Source organism: Marinobacterium ramblicola (assembly GCF_019084545.1).
GTDB lineage: Bacteria > Pseudomonadota > Gammaproteobacteria > Pseudomonadales > Balneatricaceae > Marinobacterium_D > Marinobacterium_D ramblicola.
In genome coordinates, this window is sequence record NZ_JAHREP010000015.1 from 42,438 (window position 1) to 61,388 (window position 18,951).

Here is an 18,951-nt window from a genome sequence, read left to right on the forward strand (position 1 = left end):
CTCCTCCGTTGGGGGTTACTGTTGCTCTGCAAACCAGGGGGCGCGTGCGGTCATGATCAACTCGGCCGCCCTCGCTTCATTCATACCCTCGATCTCGAGCAGATCTTCAACACCCTGCTCCGCCAGATCTTCCATCGTGACGATACCGGCAGCAGCCAACTGGTAGGCCAGGTGCTTATCCATACCGTCCATTCCCAGCAGATCCTCTGCCGGCTCCGCATCGCCGAGCTGCTCTTCGCTGGCGATCGCCAGATTCAGCAGCGCGTCCTTGGCACGGGCACGCAGCGCTTCGACGATATCCTCGTCAAAGCCTTCGATCTCCAGCATCTCGTCGACCGGGACGTAAGCTACCTCTTCCAGCGAGGTGAAACCCTCTTCGACCAGGATCTCGGCCAGCTCCTCATCCACATCCAGATGCTTCATGAACAGCTCCAGGATCGAACCGATCTCGGACTGCTGCTTGGCTGCAGCATCGGCTTCGCTCATTACGTTGAGCTCCCAGCCGGTCAATTCCGACGCCAGACGTACGTTCTGACCACTACGGCCGATCGCCATCGCCAGCGCGTCCTCCGCCACCGCTACATCCATGGAGTGCGTGTCTTCATCGATTACGATGGAGGCCACCTCGGCCGGAGCCATGGCGTTGATCACCAGCTGCGCCGGGTTGTCGTCCCAAAGCACGATATCGACACGCTCGCCGCCCAGCTCGTTGGATACTGCCTGCACGCGTGAACCACGCATACCGACACAGGCACCGATCGGGTCGATACGGCCATCGTTGGTCTTCACCGCGATCTTGGCGCGCGCACCGGGATCCCGCGCCGCCGCACGGATCTCGATCACCTCTTCGGCGATCTCCGGTACCTCGATGCGGAACAGCTCGATCAGCATCTCCGACGAGGTACGGCTCAAAATCAGCTGCGGCCCACGCCCCTCTGCCCGCACCTCCTGCAGCACCGCACGGACACGGTCGCCCATGCGGAAGCTCTCGCGCGGAATCAGGAACTCGCGCGGCAGCAGTGCCTCGGCGTTGTTGCCCAGGTCCACAATAATGTTGTCGCGTGTCACCTTCTTGACGGTACCGGCGATCAGCTCACCCTGGCGGTCACGATACAGCTCCACCACCTTGGCGCGTTCGGCTTCGCGAACCTTCTGCACGATCACCTGCTTGGCGGTCTGCGCCGCAATACGGCCGAACTTGACCGACTCGACCTTCTCTTCCCAGGTATCGCCGGGCTTGAGGTTCGGATCGATCTCCAGCGCCTCTTCCAGGGTCAGCTCGGTACCCAGCGCCGGGACCTCATCATTGCTGACCACCAGCCAGCGGCGAAAGGTTTCGTAGTCGCCGGTAGCACGATCGATCACCACGCGGATATCCGCTTCTTCGTCGTAGCGTTTCTTGGTCGCGGTCGCCAGAGCCACTTCGATCGCCTCGAAGATCACCCCTTTGGATACGTCCTTCTCGTTAGAAACAGCTTCTGCAACCAGTAGAATCTCTTTGTTCATACCATTGCCTCGCCCAAAACCTCGAACCGTTGTTAAATCTGGGGGATCACGTTGGCGCGATCGATATAATCGATCGGCAGCAGATACTCTTCATCGTCAACAATCAACAGCACTTCGTCGCCTTCGACCCCGTTCAATATGCCTTTGAAATTGCGTCGCCCTTCGAACGGGACGCGCAACTTGATCTGCACCTTGTGGCCCCTGAAAGCCTCAAACTGCTTCAGTGTATAAAGTGGGCGATCCATCCCGGGCGAGGAAACCTCCAGCGTGTACTGTTCGCTGATCGGATCTTCGACATCCAGAATACCGCTCACCTGGTGACTCACTCGCGCGCAGTCATCAACGGTCACACCTTCCGGACCATCGATATAGATACGCAACAGACTTTTGTTACCTGCCGAATGAAATTCGACGCCCCAGAGTTCGAGGCCCAGACCCACGACGGCCGGCTCGAACAGTTCCTGCAGATGCTTCAGCTTGGCTGACACTGACACCCCACCTTGACAGGTGCCTGAAACGAAAAATGGGTCGCTCGAGGACCCATTTCTGACGAGGCACCAACGCCTTATGTTTAGCTACGAAAAAGCCCCTGAAAAGGGGCTCAATCTAAACCTCAATCGGGAAACACAAGATCACACTCGATGATCTTCGCCCCGTGTTCATGAAAGTGATGCTAACGAGCTATCAGCTCACTTCCAAAACGTGGTAGCGGGGGCTGGATTTGAACCAACGACCTTCGGGTTATGAGCCCGACGAGCTACCAGACTGCTCCACCCCGCATCAGAAACAGGTGCGACATTATATCCACAACCTGCCGATTTTACAACTTGGTGCCCAAGGCCGGACTCGAACCGGCACGTCCTAGGGACACTACCCCCTCAAGATAGCGTGTCTACCAATTCCACCACTTGGGCTAAACTTTTCTGCTACTGATTTGCCGCCGGTACGTCGCTTTCGCTCGGCACGTCGCCATCAGCAGACTTCGCTTCTTCCAGCACCGGCAGAGCATCCTGACCCTGCGCTTCCGCAGCAGATTCAATCACTTCCGCCGCTGGAATACCAGCATCATTTACACTTGATGCTTTCTGCTTGGCGTAGACCGCCAGCGCAAAACTCGTCACAAACAGACCGGCAGCCAATACAGCGGTCACACGACCCAAAAAGCTGCTGCTACCGCGACTACCGAAGACGGTCTGGGAGGCTCCTCCACCGAAGGATGCACCTGCCTCAGCGCCCTTACCCTGTTGCAGCAAAACCAGCGAGATGATCGCGATCGCCAGCAACACATGCACTATCAGAACCAGTGATTCCATCTTATCAACCGTCTCGACCGACCGCTGCCGCTTGGCAGATGGCCAGGAAATCTTTAGCTTTCAACGACGCGCCACCAATCAGCCCGCCATCTATATCCTGCTGCGCGAACAGGGCTGCGGCATTATCCGCATTTACACTACCGCCGTACAGCACTCTCACCGTATCGGCGACACTCTGACCATACTCGGCCAGCAGAACTCGCAGATGGGCATGAACCTCTTGCGCCTGCTCGGGAGTTGCCGTGCGCCCGGTACCGATCGCCCAAACCGGCTCGTAAGCCAAGACCAACCGAGTGATTTCAGGCAATTTCAAGCCTGCGACAGCACTCTTGAACTGCTCCGTTACCACCGACAGGGTTTGCTCGGCATCACGCTGCTCGAGCGACTCACCGAGACATAGCACGGGAGTCAAACCTGCCACCAGCGCGGCCTTCACTTTCTCCGCAACACGCTGTTCGTCATCTCCGAACATCGCACGCCGCTCGGAATGACCGATCAGCACTGCAGAGCAGCCGACATCCACCAGCATCTCCGCCGACAGCTCACCGGTATAGGCACCATCAGCAAACTCGCAAAGGTTTTGTGCACCCACGGAGAGCGCACTCTCTCGAGTTGCGGCCTCTACCTGGGCGATGTAAACGGACGGTGGAAACACCATCACATCTACCTGCTCCGTCAGCGCCTGCTCTGCCAGACCTGCCAGAACGGTGGTGACAAGCTCGTCATTTTGAACGACGCGCCCGTTCATCTTCCAGTTTCCAGCTACCAGCGTCTTGCGCATCGGGACCCCCTTACGAAAGAGGCGCAAATCTTAACTGAGCGACTTTCAACTTACAAGCGCTGACAGAATATTTTCCACCTTTTCAGCAAGTTCCCGGCACACGGTATCGACAAGCGTCCCATCCTCACCCTCAACCATGACCCTGACCACCGGCTCGGTACCCGACGGCCGCAGCAGCACACGGCCGCTATCGCCCAGCCGCGATTCCGCCGCCGCGACCGCTTTCTCCAGGTCGGCATTGCCCGCCAGCGACACCCGTCGCGCCAAACGCACATTGATCATCACCTGCGGCAGCTTGCTCATCCCCTGTTTCAGGTCGCTCAACGATCTGCCGCTATCGGCCATCGCCTTGAGCACCTGAACCGCCGATACGGTACCGTCGCCGGTGGAGATCAGATGCCGACATACCACATGCCCGGAACTCTCGCCGCCCAGCAGCCAGTTGTGCTGCGCCAGCTGCTCCATGACGTAACGATCCCCCACCGCGGCCCGTACAAACGGGATATTCAGCCGCTTGAACGCCTGCTCGAGACCGAAGTTGGACATCAGCGTACCCACTACGCCACCCTCGAATACACCCTGCTCGCGCATCGCGTTGGCGATGATAAACAGGATTTCATCGCCATCGACAACGGCACCGGTATGATCGACCAGGATCAATCGATCGCCATCACCGTCCAGCGCTATACCCAGATCCGCGCCTTCGGCGACGACAATCTTCTGCAGGGTTTTAGGCGAGGTCGCACCACAGCCCTCATTGATATTCAATCCGTCCGGCGAGGAGGCGATCTCGATCACCTCAGCGCCAAGCTCGGCAAACACTTTGGGCGACACATGATAGGTAGCGCCATTGGCGCAATCGATGACAACCTTCAGTCCGCGCAGGTTGAGGTTTCCACCGCCGGTGGATTTGCAGAACTCGATGTAGCGCCCCGCCGCATCGTCGATACGACGCGCTTTGCCCAACCTGTCCGAAGAGGCCGTGGACATCTGCAGATCCATCTGCGCTTCGATCGCCTGCTCCACCTCATCGGGCAGCTTGGTGCCCTGGGCCGAGAAGAACTTGATGCCGTTATCGTCGAAGGGATTGTGCGAGGCACTGATTACAATACCGGCGCTGGCCCTGAAGGTGCGGGTCAGATACGCCACAGCGGGCGTCGGCATCGGTCCAGTCAGCAGAACATCAACGCCCGCCGCCGACAAACCGGCCTCGAGCGCAGACTCGAACATATAACCGGAGATCCGGGTATCCTTGCCGATCACGATTCTGCTCTGTCCGGAGCGCGCAAATACGCAGCCCGCTGCCCAGCCGAGCTTAATCATGAAATCGGGCGTAATCGGAAACTGCCCTACCCTCCCCCGGATGCCATCGGTACCAAAATAGCGTCTGCTCATGCCTGCTCCTGCTCACATCCGTACAAAACCGCTTCGGTCATGCGTACCACGTCGACCGTGGCAGCCACATCGTGGACGCGGATAATACGCCCGCCGCGCTCCACCGCCAAGGCAACGGTCGCCAGACTGCCGGCGAGACGGCTATCCACCTCGCGCCCCAGCGCCTGACCAATCATCGATTTACGCGAGGTACCCACCAGCAGCGGTAGCCCAAGGGCATCAAGCTCATTCATACGCCGCAACAGGGTCAGGTTGTGCTCGAGCGTCTTGCCAAAGCCGAAACCGGGATCGAGCACTATCCGTTCGCGCGCTATGCCCGCCGTGACACAACGCGCCACCTGCCGGGACAGAAAATCACTCACCTCGGCCAGAATATCTTCGTAACTCGGCGCCAGTTGCATCGTCGCCGGACTGACGCCCTGCATATGCATCAGACAGACCGGCAGATCGGTTTTTGCCACGGCCTCAAGTGCGCCCTCGCGCGCCAGGGAACGGACATCATTGATCAGCCCCGCGCCCGCCGCCGCCGCTTCGCGCATCACCTCCGGCGCACTGGTATCCACCGACACCACCACATCCAGCTCCGCCGTCAGCCGCTCGATAACCGGAATGACCCGATCGAGCTCCTCCTGGACGCTGACCGGGGCAGCGCCGGGACGGGTCGACTCCCCGCCCACATCGATCATACTCGCGCCATCGGACAACATGGCCGCAGCATGCACCAGCGCCTGTTCGACGGACAGTTTCGAGGCTCGATACAGGTGCCCGCCATCGGAAAAGGAATCAGGGGTTACGTTGAGGATCCCCATCACCTGGACTCTGCTCAGGTCCAGCGTGCGGGAAGCGCACTTCAATTGGGTCATCGCTTGCAGCTCCTGCCAATTGGCCGCAGTTTGGGATAAACACAGAAGCCAGCACTAAGCTGGCTTCTATTCTAACTAAGATCAGAACGACCTGATGCCACCGGGCCCATCACAAGTACCCGGTAGCGGCCTTCGCTCAGCTCGGCCGAGGGCCTTCGGAATCGGAGTCCCGCAGGTCATCACTACCCGAGCTCCGATCAGTGTCCGGCGTGTCGTCCGAGCCACGTTCAGCATCCACCTGCCCGGAACCGTCGGCATCGTCCGGCTCCTGCTTGGCCTGGCGCGCCTGTTCGATATCGCGCTCGGCACGATCAGCCCGCTCCTGCGCCTCGACCCACCCCTCGGGCGGAGAGACCTGCTGGCGCTTCATCAACTGATCCAGCTGATCGGAGCCGATGGTTTCATACTTCATCAGCGCGTCGGCCATGGCATCGAGAATATCCCGGTTGTCGATCAGAAGCTGACGAGCCGTTTTGTAACACTCATCGATGATGCGGCGTACCTCGGCGTCGATGCGCTGCTGGGTCTGCTCGGACATCGACCGAGCCGCCTGCCCCATACTACGACCGAACGGGTCGTCGTCTTCGTCCCCATAGAGCAGCGGTCCCAGGTCATCGGTCAGCCCCCACTTGGTCACCATATTGCGCGCCAGCATGGTGGCCTTCTGGATATCGTTGGACGCGCCGGTGGTCACCCCCTCTTTACCCAGGGTCAGCTCCTCGGCGATACGACCGCCATACAGCGAGCAGATCTGCGAAATGATCGACTGGCGGTTATGGCTGTAACGATCCTCCTCCGGCAGGAACATGGTGACACCCAGCGCGCGCCCGCGAGGGATGATCGAGACCTTGTACACCGGATCATGCTCCGGCATCAGGCGGCCGATGATGGCATGTCCCGCCTCGTGATAAGCGGTATTCAGCCGCTCCTTGTAGGACATCACCATCGACTTGCGCTCGGCGCCCATCATGATCTTGTCCTTGGCCTTCTCGAACTGCTCCATGCTTACGGTGCGGCGGCTCTCACGTGCCGCAAACAGCGCCGCCTCGTTGACCAGGTTGGCCAGATCCGCACCGGAGAAGCCCGGCGTACCGCGCGCAATCAGCTCGGGTTTGACATCGTCCCCCAGCGGCACCTTGCGCATATGCACTTTGAGAATCTGCTCTCGACCGCGAATATCGGGCAGGCCCACATGCACCTGGCGGTCGAAGCGCCCGGGACGCAGCAGCGCCTGGTCGAGCACATCGGGTCGGTTGGTGGCGGCGATGACGATGATCCCTTCGGTACCTTCGAAACCGTCCATCTCCACCAGCAGCTGGTTCAGCGTCTGCTCACGTTCGTCGTTACCGCCGCCCATACCGGCACCACGGTGGCGACCGACCGCGTCGATCTCGTCGATAAAGATAATGCAGGGTGCATGTTTCTTCGCCTGATCGAACATGTCACGCACACGGGAGGCACCGACACCGACGAACATCTCGACGAAGTCGGAACCGGAGATACTGAAGAAGGGCACCTTGGCCTCACCGGCAATCGCCTTGGCCAGCAGGGTCTTACCCGTACCCGGTGAGCCGGACATCAGCACGCCACGAGGGATATGGCCACCCAGACGCTGGAACTTGCCGGGATCGCGCAGATAATCGACCAGCTCGGCCACCTCCTCCTTGGCCTCCTCGACGCCGGCCACGTCGTCGAAGGTGGTCTTGATCTGATCTTCGGCCATCATGCGCGCCTTGGACTTGCCGAACGACATCGGCCCGCCCTTGCCGCCGCCACCGCCCTGCATCTGGCGCATGAAGAACATGAACACCGCGATAATGACCAGGATCGGGAAGGACGCAACCAGCAGTTGAGTCCAGATGCTCTGCCGCTCGGGCTGCTTACCCTCGATGACGACATCGTGCTGGATCAGATCGTCGATCAGCTTCGGATCTTCCGCCGCCGGACGAATCGTCTCGAAACGATCACCATTGGTGCGCTGACCGACAATGGTGTAGCCATCGATCGTGACCTTGGCGACGCGATCCGCCTGTACCTCTGCTACGAAATCGGAATAGGTAATGCGGCGCGAATCGGTCTCAGTGCTGAAGTTGTTGAACACGGTCAACAGCACGGCCGCGATCACCAGCCAAAGCACCAGGTTTTTTGCCATATCGTTCAATGAACTACCCTCGGTTCTCTCTTAATCCTCGACACCCGCCAGACACCTGCGTCCGACGAGGGCATGCTGAGTTCGTCTAGTACGATCAAGCTGAGCATGCGCGCCCAGCCCGGTCAATAGGTTATCTGCCCTTGAACCCCTTGCAGAGCAGATAAACTTCCCGCGAGCGCGCTCGCGATGCCTCCGGCTTGCGCCATCAACACTGTATCAAAAAAGCTCTCGCGCCTATCGCGCAAGCAAGTGTCGCCCCCCTCTCCCGAGGACACGTTTACCAGATGCTGCCCACCTGGCTCGAGCACTTCACACGCCAGATCCAGCGCCAGCTCTATCAAGGGCATTGCTACGGATTGATCAATAGAAGCGTTACCACTCATATTGGGGCCATATCGGAGATTACAAGGTCCACCCGCGCCCATCGGGTTGAGCAGACGGTCTTTCAGATCGATTTCGAGCAGCTTGCAGCTGGCACGTGAGTGGTAACCGGATCCCTTAGAACATTTGACGTACCGGCCATCAAAATGTTCCTTCCACCATCGGACGCCGCATTTCGATTTTGCCACCTGGCAAATCTGCTCCATCCGCCCAATCGCTACTCTATCGACAGCAACTCGGTTAAAATTGCACTACACCCCAAACGGGGACACCCCTTTTAACGAGGCACCGTATTCTAGTATGAGCTTGACCCCCGAGCAAAAGAAGCAGTTCCGCACCCTGGGACACAACCTGAATCCGATCGTCATGGTCGCCGGCAACGGTCTGACCGAGAACATCCAGCTGGAGGTCGATCGCGCCCTCGAGGATCACGAGCTGATCAAGGTTAAGTTCGCGGTCGGCGATCGCGACGTCAAAAAAGCGCTGATTCGCGAGCTGTGCGACATCGTCGAGGCTACGCTGGTGCAGGAGATCGGCAACATCGCCCTGCTCTACCGCGCATCCCGGTCACCGAACCCGAAACTGTCCAACCTGCTGCGCTGATCCCATCACGCAGTCATTAAAAAACCGCCCTTGGGCGGTTTTTTAATGACTGACTATCGGTCAGATATGCAGCACTTCGGCGATCTCGTACTCGGCGGTACCGGCCGGCGTATCGACGGCCGCGATATCCCCCTCCTCCTTGCCGATCAGCGCACGGGCGATCGGCGAGTTGACGGAGATCTTGCCCGCCTTGATATCGGCCTCATCGTCCCCGACGATCTGGTAACGCACGGTGGCTTCGGTATCCAAGTTGATCAGTTCCACCGTAGTGCCAAAGATCACCTTGCCGGTGTGATCGATAGCGGTAACGTCGATCACCTGCACCAGCGACAGCTTGTGCTCGATCTCGCGAATACGCCCCTCGATAAAGCCCTGCTGCTCACGCGCCGCGTGATATTCGGCGTTCTCCTTCAGATCGCCGTGTTCACGCGCCTCGGCAATGGCGCCGATCACCCGGGGGCGATCGACGGTTTTCAAGTGATTCAGCTCATCGCGCAGTTTTTTCTCGCCGGCGACGGTCATCGGTACTCGCTTCATTCCGCTACTCCTGCATGAATATCCTGCAGACGCCGCACGGTTTTCTCCTCACCATACTTCAGCGCCTCGGCAGTTGCCGCCGCACCGGCCAACGTAGTGGTGTAAGGTACCTTGTGCTGCAGTGCTGAACGACGAATCTCCGCCGAATCCGCGATCGCTTTACGCCCTTCGGTGGTATTGATGACGTAGGCGATCTCGCCGTTCTTCAGCATATCGACAATATTGGGGCGACCTTCGGCAACCTTGTTCACGCGCTCGACAGCCAGACCCGCCTGTTCGAGCAGCGCCGAGGTACCGGCTGTCGCCACAATACCGAAGCCCAGTTCTACCAGATCGCGAGCCACGTCGACAACGCCAGCCTTGTCCACATCACGTACGGAGATGAACGCCTTGCCCTTGCGCGGCAGTTTCTCGCCGGCACCAAGCTGCGCCTTCATGAACGCTTCGCCGAAGCTGGCACCCGTACCCATCACCTCACCGGTGGACTTCATCTCCGGGCCGAGAATGGGGTCGACGCCAGGGAACTTGTTGAACGGGAACACCGCTTCCTTGACGTTGAAGTAGGTCGGCACGATCTCTTCGGTGAAACCGAGCTCCTGCAGAGTCTTGCCGGTCATCACCAGCGCCGCGATCTTGGCCAGGGATACACCGATGCACTTGGACACGAACGGCACGGTACGGGATGCGCGCGGGTTAACCTCGATCACGTAGATCTCGCCATCCTGGTAGGCCAGCTGCACGTTCATCAGCCCGATCACGCCGAGTTCCAGTGCCATCTTGCGCACCTGCTCGCGCATCTCGTCCTGCACGTCCGCCGCCAGGTTGTACGGCGGCAGCGAGCAGGCGGAATCACCGGAGTGCACCCCGGCCTGCTCGATATGCTGCATGATCGCACCGATCACCACGGTCTTGCCGTCGCTGACCGCATCGATATCGACCTCGATCGCCGCATTGAGGAAGTGATCCAGCAGTACCGGCGCATCGTTGGAGACCTGCACCGCGGTGTTCATGTAGCGGCGCAGCTCGTCCTCTTTGTAGACGATCTCCATGGCGCGACCGCCGAGCACGTAGGAGGGGCGCACCACCAGCGGGTAACCGATCTTCTCCGCCTCGATCACCGCCTCTTCCAGACTGCGCACGGTGGCGTTTTCCGGCTGTTTCAGTCCCAGACGCTTGATCATCTGCTGGAACTGCTCGCGATCTTCGGCACGGTCGATCGCTTCCGGCGGGGTACCGATGATCGGTACGCCGGCCGCTTCCAGCGCCACCGCCAGTTTCAGCGGGGTCTGGCCGCCGTACTGGACGATCACGCCCTTGGGCTTCTCGACGTTGACGATCTCCAGTACATCTTCCAGCGTGATCGGCTCGAAGAACAGGCGGTCGGAGGTGTCGTAGTCGGTGGACACGGTTTCCGGGTTGCAGTTGACCATGATGGTCTCGTAACCGTCTTCCCGCGCCGCCAGCGCCGCATGTACGCAGCAATAGTCAAACTCGATCCCCTGACCGATACGGTTCGGGCCGCCGCCGATCACCATGATCTTCTCGCGATCAGACGGGTTGGCCTCACACTCCTCCTCGTAGGTGGAGTACATGTAGGCGGTATCGGTGGCAAACTCGGCCGCGCAGGTATCGACACGCTTGAACACCGGGCGCACATCCATCGCCTGGCGATGCTTGCGGAACTGTTTCTCGGACACGCCGAGCAGCTGCGCCAGACGCGCATCGGAAAAGCCCTTGCGCTTGAGGCGGAAGATCTGGTCGCGATCCAGATCACTCAGCGCCGTCTCGGAAACCCGCTGTTCGTCCTTGAGCAGATCTTCGATCTGCACCAGGAACCAGGGATCGACACCGCTGAGCTTGTAGATCTCATCGACACTCATGCCGAGACGGAAGGCATCGCCGATGTACCAGATACGCTGAGCGCCCGGCTGGGTCAGCTCGCGCACGATATCGGTACGTGCGTCTTCGGCATTCAGGTCAACGATGGGATCGAAGCCGACCGACCCCACCTCCAGACCGCGCAGCGCTTTCTGCAGCGACTCCTGCTGGGTGCGGCCGATCGCCATCACCTCGCCCACCGACTTCATCTGTGTGGTCAGACGGTCGTTGGCCTGGGGAAACTTCTCGAAGGTAAAACGCGGGATCTTGGTCACGACATAGTCGATCGCCGGCTCGAACGAGGCCGGGGTACGACCGCCGGTGATATCGTTCTGCAGCTCATCCAGGGTGTAACCCACCGCCAGTTTGGCCGCGATCTTGGCGATCGGGAAACCGGTAGCTTTGGACGCCAGTGCCGAAGAGCGCGACACACGCGGATTCATCTCGATAACGACCATGCGACCGGTCTTCGGATCGACACCGAACTGGACGTTGGAGCCACCGGTTTCAACACCGATCTCGCGCAGTACCGCGATCGATGCGTTACGCATGATCTGGTACTCCTTGTCGGTCAGCGTCTGCGCCGGCGCCACGGTGATGGAGTCACCGGTATGCACACCCATGGCATCGAAGTTTTCGATCGAGCAGACGATGATGCAGTTGTCGTTCCTGTCGCGAACGACCTCCATCTCGTACTCTTTCCAGCCGATCAGCGACTCGTCGATCAGCAGTTCGTTGGTCGGCGACAGGTCCAGACCGCGCTCGCAGATCTCGATGAACTCTTCGCGGTTGTAGGCGATACCGCCACCGGAGCCGCCCATGGTAAAGGAGGGACGGATGATCGCCGGGAAACCGATGGAGTCCAGCACCTGCAGCGCCTCCTCCATGCTGTGCGCGATCGCCGCACGCGGGCACTCCAGGCCGATGTTCTTCATCGCCTTGTCGAAGCGCTCGCGATCTTCCGCCTTGTCGATGGCATCCTGGGTGGCACCGATCATCTCGACGCCGAACTCGGCCAACACGCCCTCACGGTCGAGGTCCAGCGCACAGTTCAGCGCGGTCTGGCCTCCCATGGTCGGCAGCAGCGCATCGGGGCGCTCCTTCTCGATGATCTTGGCAACGGTCTTCCAGTTGATCGGCTCGATGTAGGTGGCATCCGCCATCGCCGGATCGGTCATGATGGTGGCCGGGTTGGAGTTGACCAGGATAACGCGGTAACCCTCCTCGCGCAGCGCCTTGCACGCCTGGGCACCGGAATAGTCGAACTCGCACGCCTGACCGATGACGATCGGGCCCGCGCCGAGGATGAGAATACTGTTTATGTCCGTACGTTTTGGCATCTGATTTAACCGGTCATATCTGTTTCTGTTCGGGGACTGTCTGGCAACTTACGCTCGGGCAAGGGCTCAGGCACGGGCTCGCATCAGCTCGACAAAACGATCAAACAGCGGTGCCACATCGTGCGGGCCAGGGCTCGCCTCCGGGTGTCCCTGGAAGCTGAACGCCGGACGGTCGGTGCGTTCGATCCCCTGCAGCGAACCGTCAAACAGCGACTTGTGGGTCGCGCGCAGCGTTTCCGGCAGGGTCGTCTCGTCCACCGCAAAGCCGTGGTTCTGACTGGTGATCATCACATGCTTGTTGTCCAGATCCTGCACCGGATGGTTGGCACCGTGATGACCGAACTTCATCTTCACGGTACGCGCACCAGAGGCCAGCGCCAGCAGCTGATGGCCGAGACAGATACCGAACACCGGCAGACCGGTGTCGAGAATCTCGCCGATCGCGTTGATCGCATAGTCGCAGGGTTCAGGGTCGCCGGGGCCGTTGGAGAGGAACACGCCGTCAGGATTCAGCGCCAGCACCTCGGAAGCCGGGGTCTGCGCCGGCACCACGGTCAGGCGGCAACCACGCTCGACCAGCATGCGTAGAATATTGGATTTGACGCCGTAATCGAACGCCACGACGTGGTAAGGCAGGTCAGCGTCGCTACGCTCCTCGTGGCCCACACCCAACTCCCAGGTAGTGGAATGCCAGTCATAGGATTCGGCGACACTGACCACTTTCGCCAGGTCCATCCCCTTCAGGCCAGGGAAGGCGCGCGCAGCAGCCAGCGCTTTCTCCTCATCGATCTCGCCGGCCATGATGCAGCCGTTCTGCGCACCTTTCTCACGCAGGATTCGGGTCAGACGACGGGTATCGATATCAGCGATACCGACGATATTGTTATCGCGGAGATACTCGTCCAGTGCCTTTTCGCTGCGGAAGTTGCTGGCCAGCAACGGCAGGTCACGAATCACCAGACCGGCAACCCAGGTCTGACGCGACTCTTCGTCTTCGACGTTGACGCCCACGTTACCGATATGGGGGTAAGTTAGGGTGACGATCTGCCGGCAGTAGGAGGGGTCGGTCAAAATCTCCTGATATCCGGTCATCGAGGTGTTGAACACCACCTCACCACTGGACTCACCATCGGCGCCAATCGCTACCCCCCTGAATATGCTGCCATCTTCAAGGGCTAGAATGGCTGGTCGCGTCAATTGAACCTCCCGCGCGTGCGCTTAAAATTATCGTCGAATCTGGAAAGAGCGCAGAGTTCCGACGTCTTGTATACGTGCAAAAAAGCGAGGTGAAACCTGTAGGCTACCTCGCTTAGGAATGAATTCTGCGTCTTTAGTAATAAGTCCCGCGGACCCTGCGGGCAAAACCGGCGGTATTTTAGTGTATGGTCGTGTGAATGTCCACGCGAATGGACAGCATAGTCAGCCAGCGCCTCATCACCCACTCTCTGGGTCATGTAACATTTTTGAAACTTACCCGTCATAGACTGCGTTCCTACATCAGTTGTAAGAATCTCCTTAACCGCAGTACCCAAGGCCTCTTATTGAGATGAAAATATCCCATCTTGCCCGTGGCGCCAGCGCTGCGCTCATCCTGATCGTTTTGCTTATGGCCGGCGCACTGATCTGGGCTCTGGACCAGCTCAGCACCGCCTTCAGCCAGACCCTTCATTACAGCGAATACCGCAAGCAGGTACAACAGCAGGTACAGCAACCGATCAATGCCTACCTCGACAGCGGCGACGCGACCCTGCTTAGCCTGCTTGGCGAAAATCTGAACGCCATGACCGACAGCAGTGACAGCAGTGCCTGGATGCCGGAGCAGGTTCGTAGCGACGTCGAAACGCGCCTGTCCAGCATCAGGGATGAAGTGCTTGTCGAACTGCGCGAAGCCGGCAAGCTCGCCGACCCCGAGGCCCTGTTGATCATCAACGAACGCGAACAGTCGGACACGCTCTCCTCACTACGCGACTATGTCGATGAGGCCGCCAACGCCGACGCCAAGCTGCGTATCGATTACCTGCGCAGCCTGGCAGCCGCCCAGCGCAGCCTGCACCGACTCACCCTGACCCGGGAGAGCTACTTCAAACATCCGGACAGCGATACCGAAAAAACGCTGAACCTCTACCTCGACGAACTCAAAAGCAGCACCGATAGCCTGGTGCAGTTGCCCAATCTCGGCGTCGTCGAGGAGCATGAGGTGGACGAGATGGCAGCACTGATGGGCTGGTCGAATGACAACCAGGGTGAAGCGGCCGACAAGGCTGAGGAGCTGACCTCGGCTCTGCACTCGCTGCAGGGGCGTTACCCGAAAGAGATGGAGAACGCGAGCAAGTTTGCCCAGCTCAAAAGCACCAGCCGTCATAATGCATTGAGTCAACTTGAACTGCTGGAAACCACGCTGACCCAAATGGAAAGCGTCATCAACGCCCGCTACGAGAAGATCCTCAACCTGGTTTACTGGGTATTGGGCGTCTGCATGGCGCTGATCGTCTTGACCGGTGCCAGCATGACCCTGTTGCAGAATCGCTTGGCCACCCTGCTGACGCTGAGCAGCCGCTATATCGATAAACTGGCCAATGGCGACCTGAACGGTACCTTCGAGCTGAACAGCCGCTTCAGCGAAGCACAGAGTCTGAAACAGTCAGTGCATCAGCTGCAAAGTTACTTCCAGCGGCTGATCCAGCAGATTCATCAGCAGACCAGCCGCCTGAATCAGCTGCAGGGCGAGGCGGTCAGCAGCTCCCAGAGCCTCGAGCAGATTGTCTCCGCTCAGCAGCTGCAAACCGAGAACGCCGCCACCCAGATGGAGCAACTCAACAGTTCCTTCCATGAAGTCGCCGGCAACGCCGCACGCACCAGCACGGCGACCCACGACGCCCATGAACTGGCGAACCAGGGCACACAAGCGCTGGACCAGACCCGCCAGAGCATTACGCTGCTCAGCAGCGAAGCCCGGGACACCGCTGCAGCACTGGAGGAACTGCGCGCCGATGCGTTGGCAATCAGCAATGTGCTGACGGTGATAGAAGGCTTCGCCGAACAGACCAACCTGCTGGCGCTGAACGCCGCAATCGAGGCGGCGCGCGCCGGAGAAGCCGGGCGCGGATTTGCCGTGGTCGCCGATGAGGTGCGTAACCTGGCCGCCAGCACCGCCAGCTCGGCGGAGCAGATCCGCCGTATTACCGAGAAGCTGGATAAGGCCTCGAAAGCCGCAACCGAACGCATGAATATTCAACAGGAGTCGGTACAGTCCACTGTACACCGCGCCGAGGAAGCCGGTGAAGCGATGGACCGGATCCGTACCGCAATCGCCAACATCAACGATATGAGCGCGATGATCGCCTCCGCTACTGAGCAGCAGTCCGCTGTCACCTCGGAGATCGCGGCGGTTATCCACGCCTCGGCGGAGCTCTCCCGCCAGTCGGCGGCGGAAGCTGAAAATAATCAGCGCTTTGCCGGCACTCTGGGCGAGACCAGCAAAGCGCTGAATGCGTTGGTCAGTCAGTTCCGCTAAATCGAACCCTGCGGGTCAGCTACCCCAGTAGCGCACCCGCCCTGTGTCGATGTGAACGAAATTGGACTTGCTATACAGCCCGACGCCACCGACCTTCAGATCGACTGCACTCTGGTGTAGCTTGTGTAGATCCTGGCCAGGCAGGCGGATATCCAGAGCCTGCCCCTCCATATGCAGACTGCGCTTGGCCACACCGCTGCTTTTTGAGCTGAGCATGGAGTTGGTCTTGGGAGAGCGGTAGCCGGAGATGATCTCGAACGGCGCCGTGCGGCCGGCCCTCATACGCAAGATATGCAACATATCGATCAACGCCGGATCTATCGGGTGCACGTCACCGGTTCGAAAATCGCGCAACAGATAGTTCAGCTCGGCCAGGCTGTCATCCAGATACTGCCCCTGCTCCCAGTAGATCAGTTTCGCTTTTTCACCGGTATGCAGGTTATGCAAGGCGATACTGCGTTCATGTTCACGCGGCATTGCGGCCAGGGTTTTGGGGATATGAAGCCCTGCAGCGGTAACTGCAAGGCCTTTAAGAAAGCCGCGGCGGGAGAGAGGTGCGGCTGACCTCGTACTGCTTTTGAACGGCACTCGTTACTACCTCTGGGTGTCGGTTCAATCGATCCGGTACTGTTGATGTTCACTCGTCGAATACATCCTACCCAAGAGCGAGACAATTGACCAGTAAACAATCAATTGTTAACGACTATATCGGTGTATTCAACAGCACTATATCGCTGGATGCGTGCCTGCACCTGGGTGTCCAGGCCGTAGATATCGGGGCGAAACTGCGCCTGCCCCTGATCATCGATCCAGGCCGAGAGATAGACCATATACACCGGTACCGGTTCCGGCAGTGATCGAATGCGCGTTTTCTCCTGCGCCAGAGCATCGGCCAGCCAGTTCTGCATCTGCGGCTGTTCGAGCAGCAGGTACTGCACAAGGTTCTCAATGCCCTGGACACGCACACAGCCGGAACTGAACGGCCGCAGCGGCTCGTCGAACAGGGATTGCGCCGGCGTATCGTGCAGGTAGATCGAAAACGGGTTATCCATACCGAACTTCATCCGTCCCAGCGCATTTTGCGGCCCTGGCGCCTGGATCAAACGGATATGTCCCGGGTCGTTCCAGTCCACCTGCTCCGGCGCCACATTGAGCCACCGCCCCTCATCGTAACGCTGCACACGCACCCGGTTCTGTTCCAGCCAGCCAAGATCCTCCCGAATCTTGGGCAGCAGATCCTCGCGCATGATCCGACGCGGCACGGTCCAGTCCGGATTGACCGTCAGCCGGGTCAGGTCGGAACGAAAGGAGGGTGTAGGTCTGCGCGGTCGCCCGGTGATGGTGCGGGTATAGAACACAACCTGCCCAGCCTCCACCAGCTCAAGGAAATAACCGGCTGGGCTAACCAATATGTAGCGCTCACCCAGCTCACGAGGCATCCAGCGCCAGCGCTCGAGGTTGACACGAATCTGCTCCAGACGCTCGCTCATCGGTCGATTGAGCTCGGCCAGGGTTTTCGGCCCAAGCACACCATCCACCTCAAGCCCGTGCCGTATCTGGAAGCTCTGTAACGCTGCCACCAGGGGCTCATCGTACAGATCGGGTGCCGTTGCCAAGGCAACAGGGTCGGGTTCGGCATCCCCCAGGCGCACCAGATAGCGACGCAGCAGCGGAACCACATCGGATTGCTCACCCGGCTTCAGGATCAGATTACCCGGCAATCGCGGCGGCGGCGTCTCACGGCTGATCAGCAGGTAGCGCTGATAGAGTTCCGTCAATGCTGTGTACTCAGGGGTTCGCGGCGCCAATTCCGCTACCACTCCGACCGGATCCCGCTCGGCCAGTGCACGCCGTGCCAGCGCCAAGGCATCGATCTGCGGCCGCGGCAGATGCCAGAGCCGCTGCTGCAGCGCAGCCTCCGGCTGCCCCTGCCCCATATCGGTAATCAGCCGCAACAAGGCATCGCTGAGCAACAGATCGCGCCGCGCCACTTCGGGCTCATCGACCAGTCTGCGATCATAATAGCGCTCCGCTGGCAGACCTTGAGCCACGGCACTATCGATGGCACGCAGTAGCGAATCGATTAACGCCTGATCGGCACCGCCATCAGCGCTATGCCAGAGGTAGGCCGAGGCAGAGGTTTCATACAGGGAGCCCAGCGCTGCCCAATTGGGGATCGGCTCGCCCCGCTGCAGTGGCAGGCTATCGGGCAGCAGTGGCAAAGGTGCAGCCCCCACCCCGCTAATGGACGACAGCGTTAAAAAAAGAGCGAGGAACGCCCTTTGGAGTACTCTTGCCAGCAGGGGCATGGTGACCTGCCCTCCCTTTCCTGAGTTCAGGCCTGGGGCTCCAGGCCCACTCCTTTACTATAGCCGTTTAACCGTTACACGGAAGTATGGGAAGGGGGCAAGACAGGGCAATCGCACTATCCCCTGGTTATGACAGGATTGTTCAGGTCGATGTGGTCGGGCCTGTCTGACACGCCGTAAACCCCTCCATGGGGGCTCCGCCGCGCCCTCCCTGGCGCGGAGGGTCAGCCAGACCCGACCATATCGCCCTTCGGAAAGTACGGTGCCCGCTTCATCTGTCGGCCGGCACCGTGCTTCAGAGGGGTGGCGGTACCGCTGCCGGGCGACCGTCTGCCGCCAAGGACGGCGGCAGTCGAGCGGTCAGGACGACGCAAAGCGC

At 59.7% G+C, this 18,951-nt stretch carries 14 protein-coding genes, 2 tRNA genes and 1 pseudogene; 2 read left to right on the forward strand and 15 right to left on the reverse strand.

Annotation, left to right across the window (positions count from 1 at the left end; all coding sequences use genetic code 11):
- Positions 1–15: 15 nt before the first annotated feature.
- The 10 genes and pseudogenes from nusA to KQ940_RS12850 all read right to left on the reverse strand — a co-directional run bounded on the left by nusA (position 16) and on the right by KQ940_RS12850 (position 8,597).
- A complete protein-coding gene (nusA, locus tag KQ940_RS12805; protein ID WP_217414046.1) occupies positions 16–1,506 on the reverse strand; it encodes a transcription termination factor NusA in 1,491 nt (496 codons plus the stop codon).
- A 32-nt stretch (positions 1,507–1,538) separates the two neighbouring features.
- Positions 1,539–1,994, reverse strand: a complete 456-nt coding sequence (gene rimP / locus KQ940_RS12810) for a ribosome maturation factor RimP (protein WP_217414047.1) — start codon at positions 1,992–1,994, stop codon at positions 1,539–1,541.
- A gap of 215 nt (positions 1,995–2,209) precedes the next feature.
- Positions 2,210–2,286, reverse strand: a tRNA-Met gene (locus KQ940_RS12815).
- A 48-nt stretch (positions 2,287–2,334) separates the two neighbouring features.
- Positions 2,335–2,420 (reverse strand) — tRNA-Leu (locus KQ940_RS12820).
- 12 nt (positions 2,421–2,432) lie between these two features.
- Complete coding sequence (gene secG, locus KQ940_RS12825; RefSeq protein WP_217414048.1) at positions 2,433–2,819, reverse strand: preprotein translocase subunit SecG; 387 nt, start codon at positions 2,817–2,819, stop codon at positions 2,433–2,435.
- Between the two features lie 4 nt (positions 2,820–2,823).
- Positions 2,824–3,600: a triose-phosphate isomerase gene (gene tpiA, locus KQ940_RS12830; RefSeq protein WP_217414049.1), complete on the reverse strand. Its 777-nt coding sequence runs from the start codon at positions 3,598–3,600 to the stop codon at positions 2,824–2,826.
- A gap of 45 nt (positions 3,601–3,645) precedes the next feature.
- A complete protein-coding gene (glmM, locus tag KQ940_RS12835; RefSeq protein WP_217414050.1) occupies positions 3,646–4,995 on the reverse strand; it encodes a phosphoglucosamine mutase in 1,350 nt (449 codons plus the stop codon).
- Positions 4,992–5,858: a dihydropteroate synthase gene (gene folP, locus KQ940_RS12840; protein WP_217414051.1), complete on the reverse strand. Its 867-nt coding sequence runs from the start codon at positions 5,856–5,858 to the stop codon at positions 4,992–4,994. Before folP ends, glmM begins: the two co-directional genes overlap by 4 nt.
- 136 nt (positions 5,859–5,994) lie before the next feature.
- Entirely contained in the window at positions 5,995–8,010 is a 2,016-nt protein-coding gene (ftsH, locus tag KQ940_RS12845) for an ATP-dependent zinc metalloprotease FtsH (protein WP_217414052.1), read from the reverse strand.
- A 130-nt stretch (positions 8,011–8,140) separates the two neighbouring features.
- Positions 8,141–8,597, reverse strand: a pseudogene (locus KQ940_RS12850) (SAM-dependent methyltransferase).
- Between the two features lie 94 nt (positions 8,598–8,691).
- Here KQ940_RS12850 and KQ940_RS12855 point away from each other — a divergent pair.
- On the forward strand, positions 8,692–8,994 hold the full coding sequence (locus tag KQ940_RS12855) for a YhbY family RNA-binding protein (RefSeq protein WP_217414053.1): 303 nt from the start codon (positions 8,692–8,694) through the stop codon (positions 8,992–8,994).
- A 60-nt stretch (positions 8,995–9,054) separates the two neighbouring features.
- On the opposite strand, the gene greA is transcribed toward KQ940_RS12855, so the two are convergent.
- The 3 genes from greA to carA all read right to left on the reverse strand — a co-directional run bounded on the left by greA (position 9,055) and on the right by carA (position 13,946).
- Positions 9,055–9,531: a transcription elongation factor GreA gene (gene greA / locus KQ940_RS12860; protein ID WP_217414055.1), complete on the reverse strand. Its 477-nt coding sequence runs from the start codon at positions 9,529–9,531 to the stop codon at positions 9,055–9,057.
- A complete protein-coding gene (gene carB / locus KQ940_RS12865) occupies positions 9,528–12,749 on the reverse strand; it encodes a carbamoyl-phosphate synthase large subunit (protein ID WP_217414056.1) in 3,222 nt (1,073 codons plus the stop codon). The genes greA and carB overlap by 4 nt, the downstream gene beginning before the upstream one ends.
- Positions 12,750–12,815: 66 nt before the next feature.
- Complete coding sequence (carA, locus tag KQ940_RS12870) at positions 12,816–13,946, reverse strand: glutamine-hydrolyzing carbamoyl-phosphate synthase small subunit (RefSeq protein ID WP_217414057.1); 1,131 nt, start codon at positions 13,944–13,946, stop codon at positions 12,816–12,818.
- Between the two features lie 349 nt (positions 13,947–14,295).
- Here carA and KQ940_RS12875 point away from each other — a divergent pair, with 349 nt between their 5' ends.
- Positions 14,296–16,263 (forward strand): methyl-accepting chemotaxis protein, encoded by a 1,968-nt coding sequence (locus tag KQ940_RS12875; RefSeq protein ID WP_217414058.1) that lies wholly within the window; start codon positions 14,296–14,298, stop codon positions 16,261–16,263.
- A gap of 15 nt (positions 16,264–16,278) precedes the next feature.
- On the opposite strand, the gene mepK is transcribed toward KQ940_RS12875, so the two are convergent.
- Positions 16,279–16,851: a peptidoglycan L,D-endopeptidase MepK gene (gene mepK / locus KQ940_RS12880; RefSeq protein ID WP_217414059.1), complete on the reverse strand. Its 573-nt coding sequence runs from the start codon at positions 16,849–16,851 to the stop codon at positions 16,279–16,281.
- A 101-nt stretch (positions 16,852–16,952) separates the two neighbouring features.
- Positions 16,953–18,485 carry a L,D-transpeptidase family protein gene (locus KQ940_RS12885; RefSeq protein ID WP_217414060.1) on the reverse strand — a complete coding sequence of 511 codons (1,533 nt, stop codon included), beginning with the start codon at positions 18,483–18,485 and terminating at the stop codon, positions 16,953–16,955.
- Positions 18,486–18,951: the final 466 nt, after the last annotated feature.

Bases quoted from the DNA above. Each gene is read 5' to 3' on its own strand.
- KQ940_RS12855 (WP_217414053.1), top strand. From the start codon at position 8,692: ATGAGCTTGACCCCCGAGCAAAAGAAGCAGTTCCGCACCCTGGGACAC.
- glmM (WP_217414050.1), bottom strand. From the start codon at position 4,995: ATGAGCAGACGCTATTTTGGTACCGATGGCATCCGGGGGAGGGTAGGG.
- carB (WP_217414056.1), bottom strand. From the start codon at position 12,749: ATGCCAAAACGTACGGACATAAACAGTATTCTCATCCTCGGCGCGGGC.
- KQ940_RS12875 (WP_217414058.1), top strand. From the start codon at position 14,296: ATGAAAATATCCCATCTTGCCCGTGGCGCCAGCGCTGCGCTCATCCTG.
- tpiA (WP_217414049.1), bottom strand. From the start codon at position 3,600: ATGCGCAAGACGCTGGTAGCTGGAAACTGGAAGATGAACGGGCGCGTC.
- secG (WP_217414048.1), bottom strand. From the start codon at position 2,819: ATGGAATCACTGGTTCTGATAGTGCATGTGTTGCTGGCGATCGCGATC.
- greA (WP_217414055.1), bottom strand. From the start codon at position 9,531: ATGAAGCGAGTACCGATGACCGTCGCCGGCGAGAAAAAACTGCGCGAT.
- nusA (WP_217414046.1), bottom strand. From the start codon at position 1,506: ATGAACAAAGAGATTCTACTGGTTGCAGAAGCTGTTTCTAACGAGAAG.
- folP (WP_217414051.1), bottom strand. From the start codon at position 5,858: ATGACCCAATTGAAGTGCGCTTCCCGCACGCTGGACCTGAGCAGAGTC.
- ftsH (WP_217414052.1), bottom strand. From the start codon at position 8,010: ATGGCAAAAAACCTGGTGCTTTGGCTGGTGATCGCGGCCGTGCTGTTG.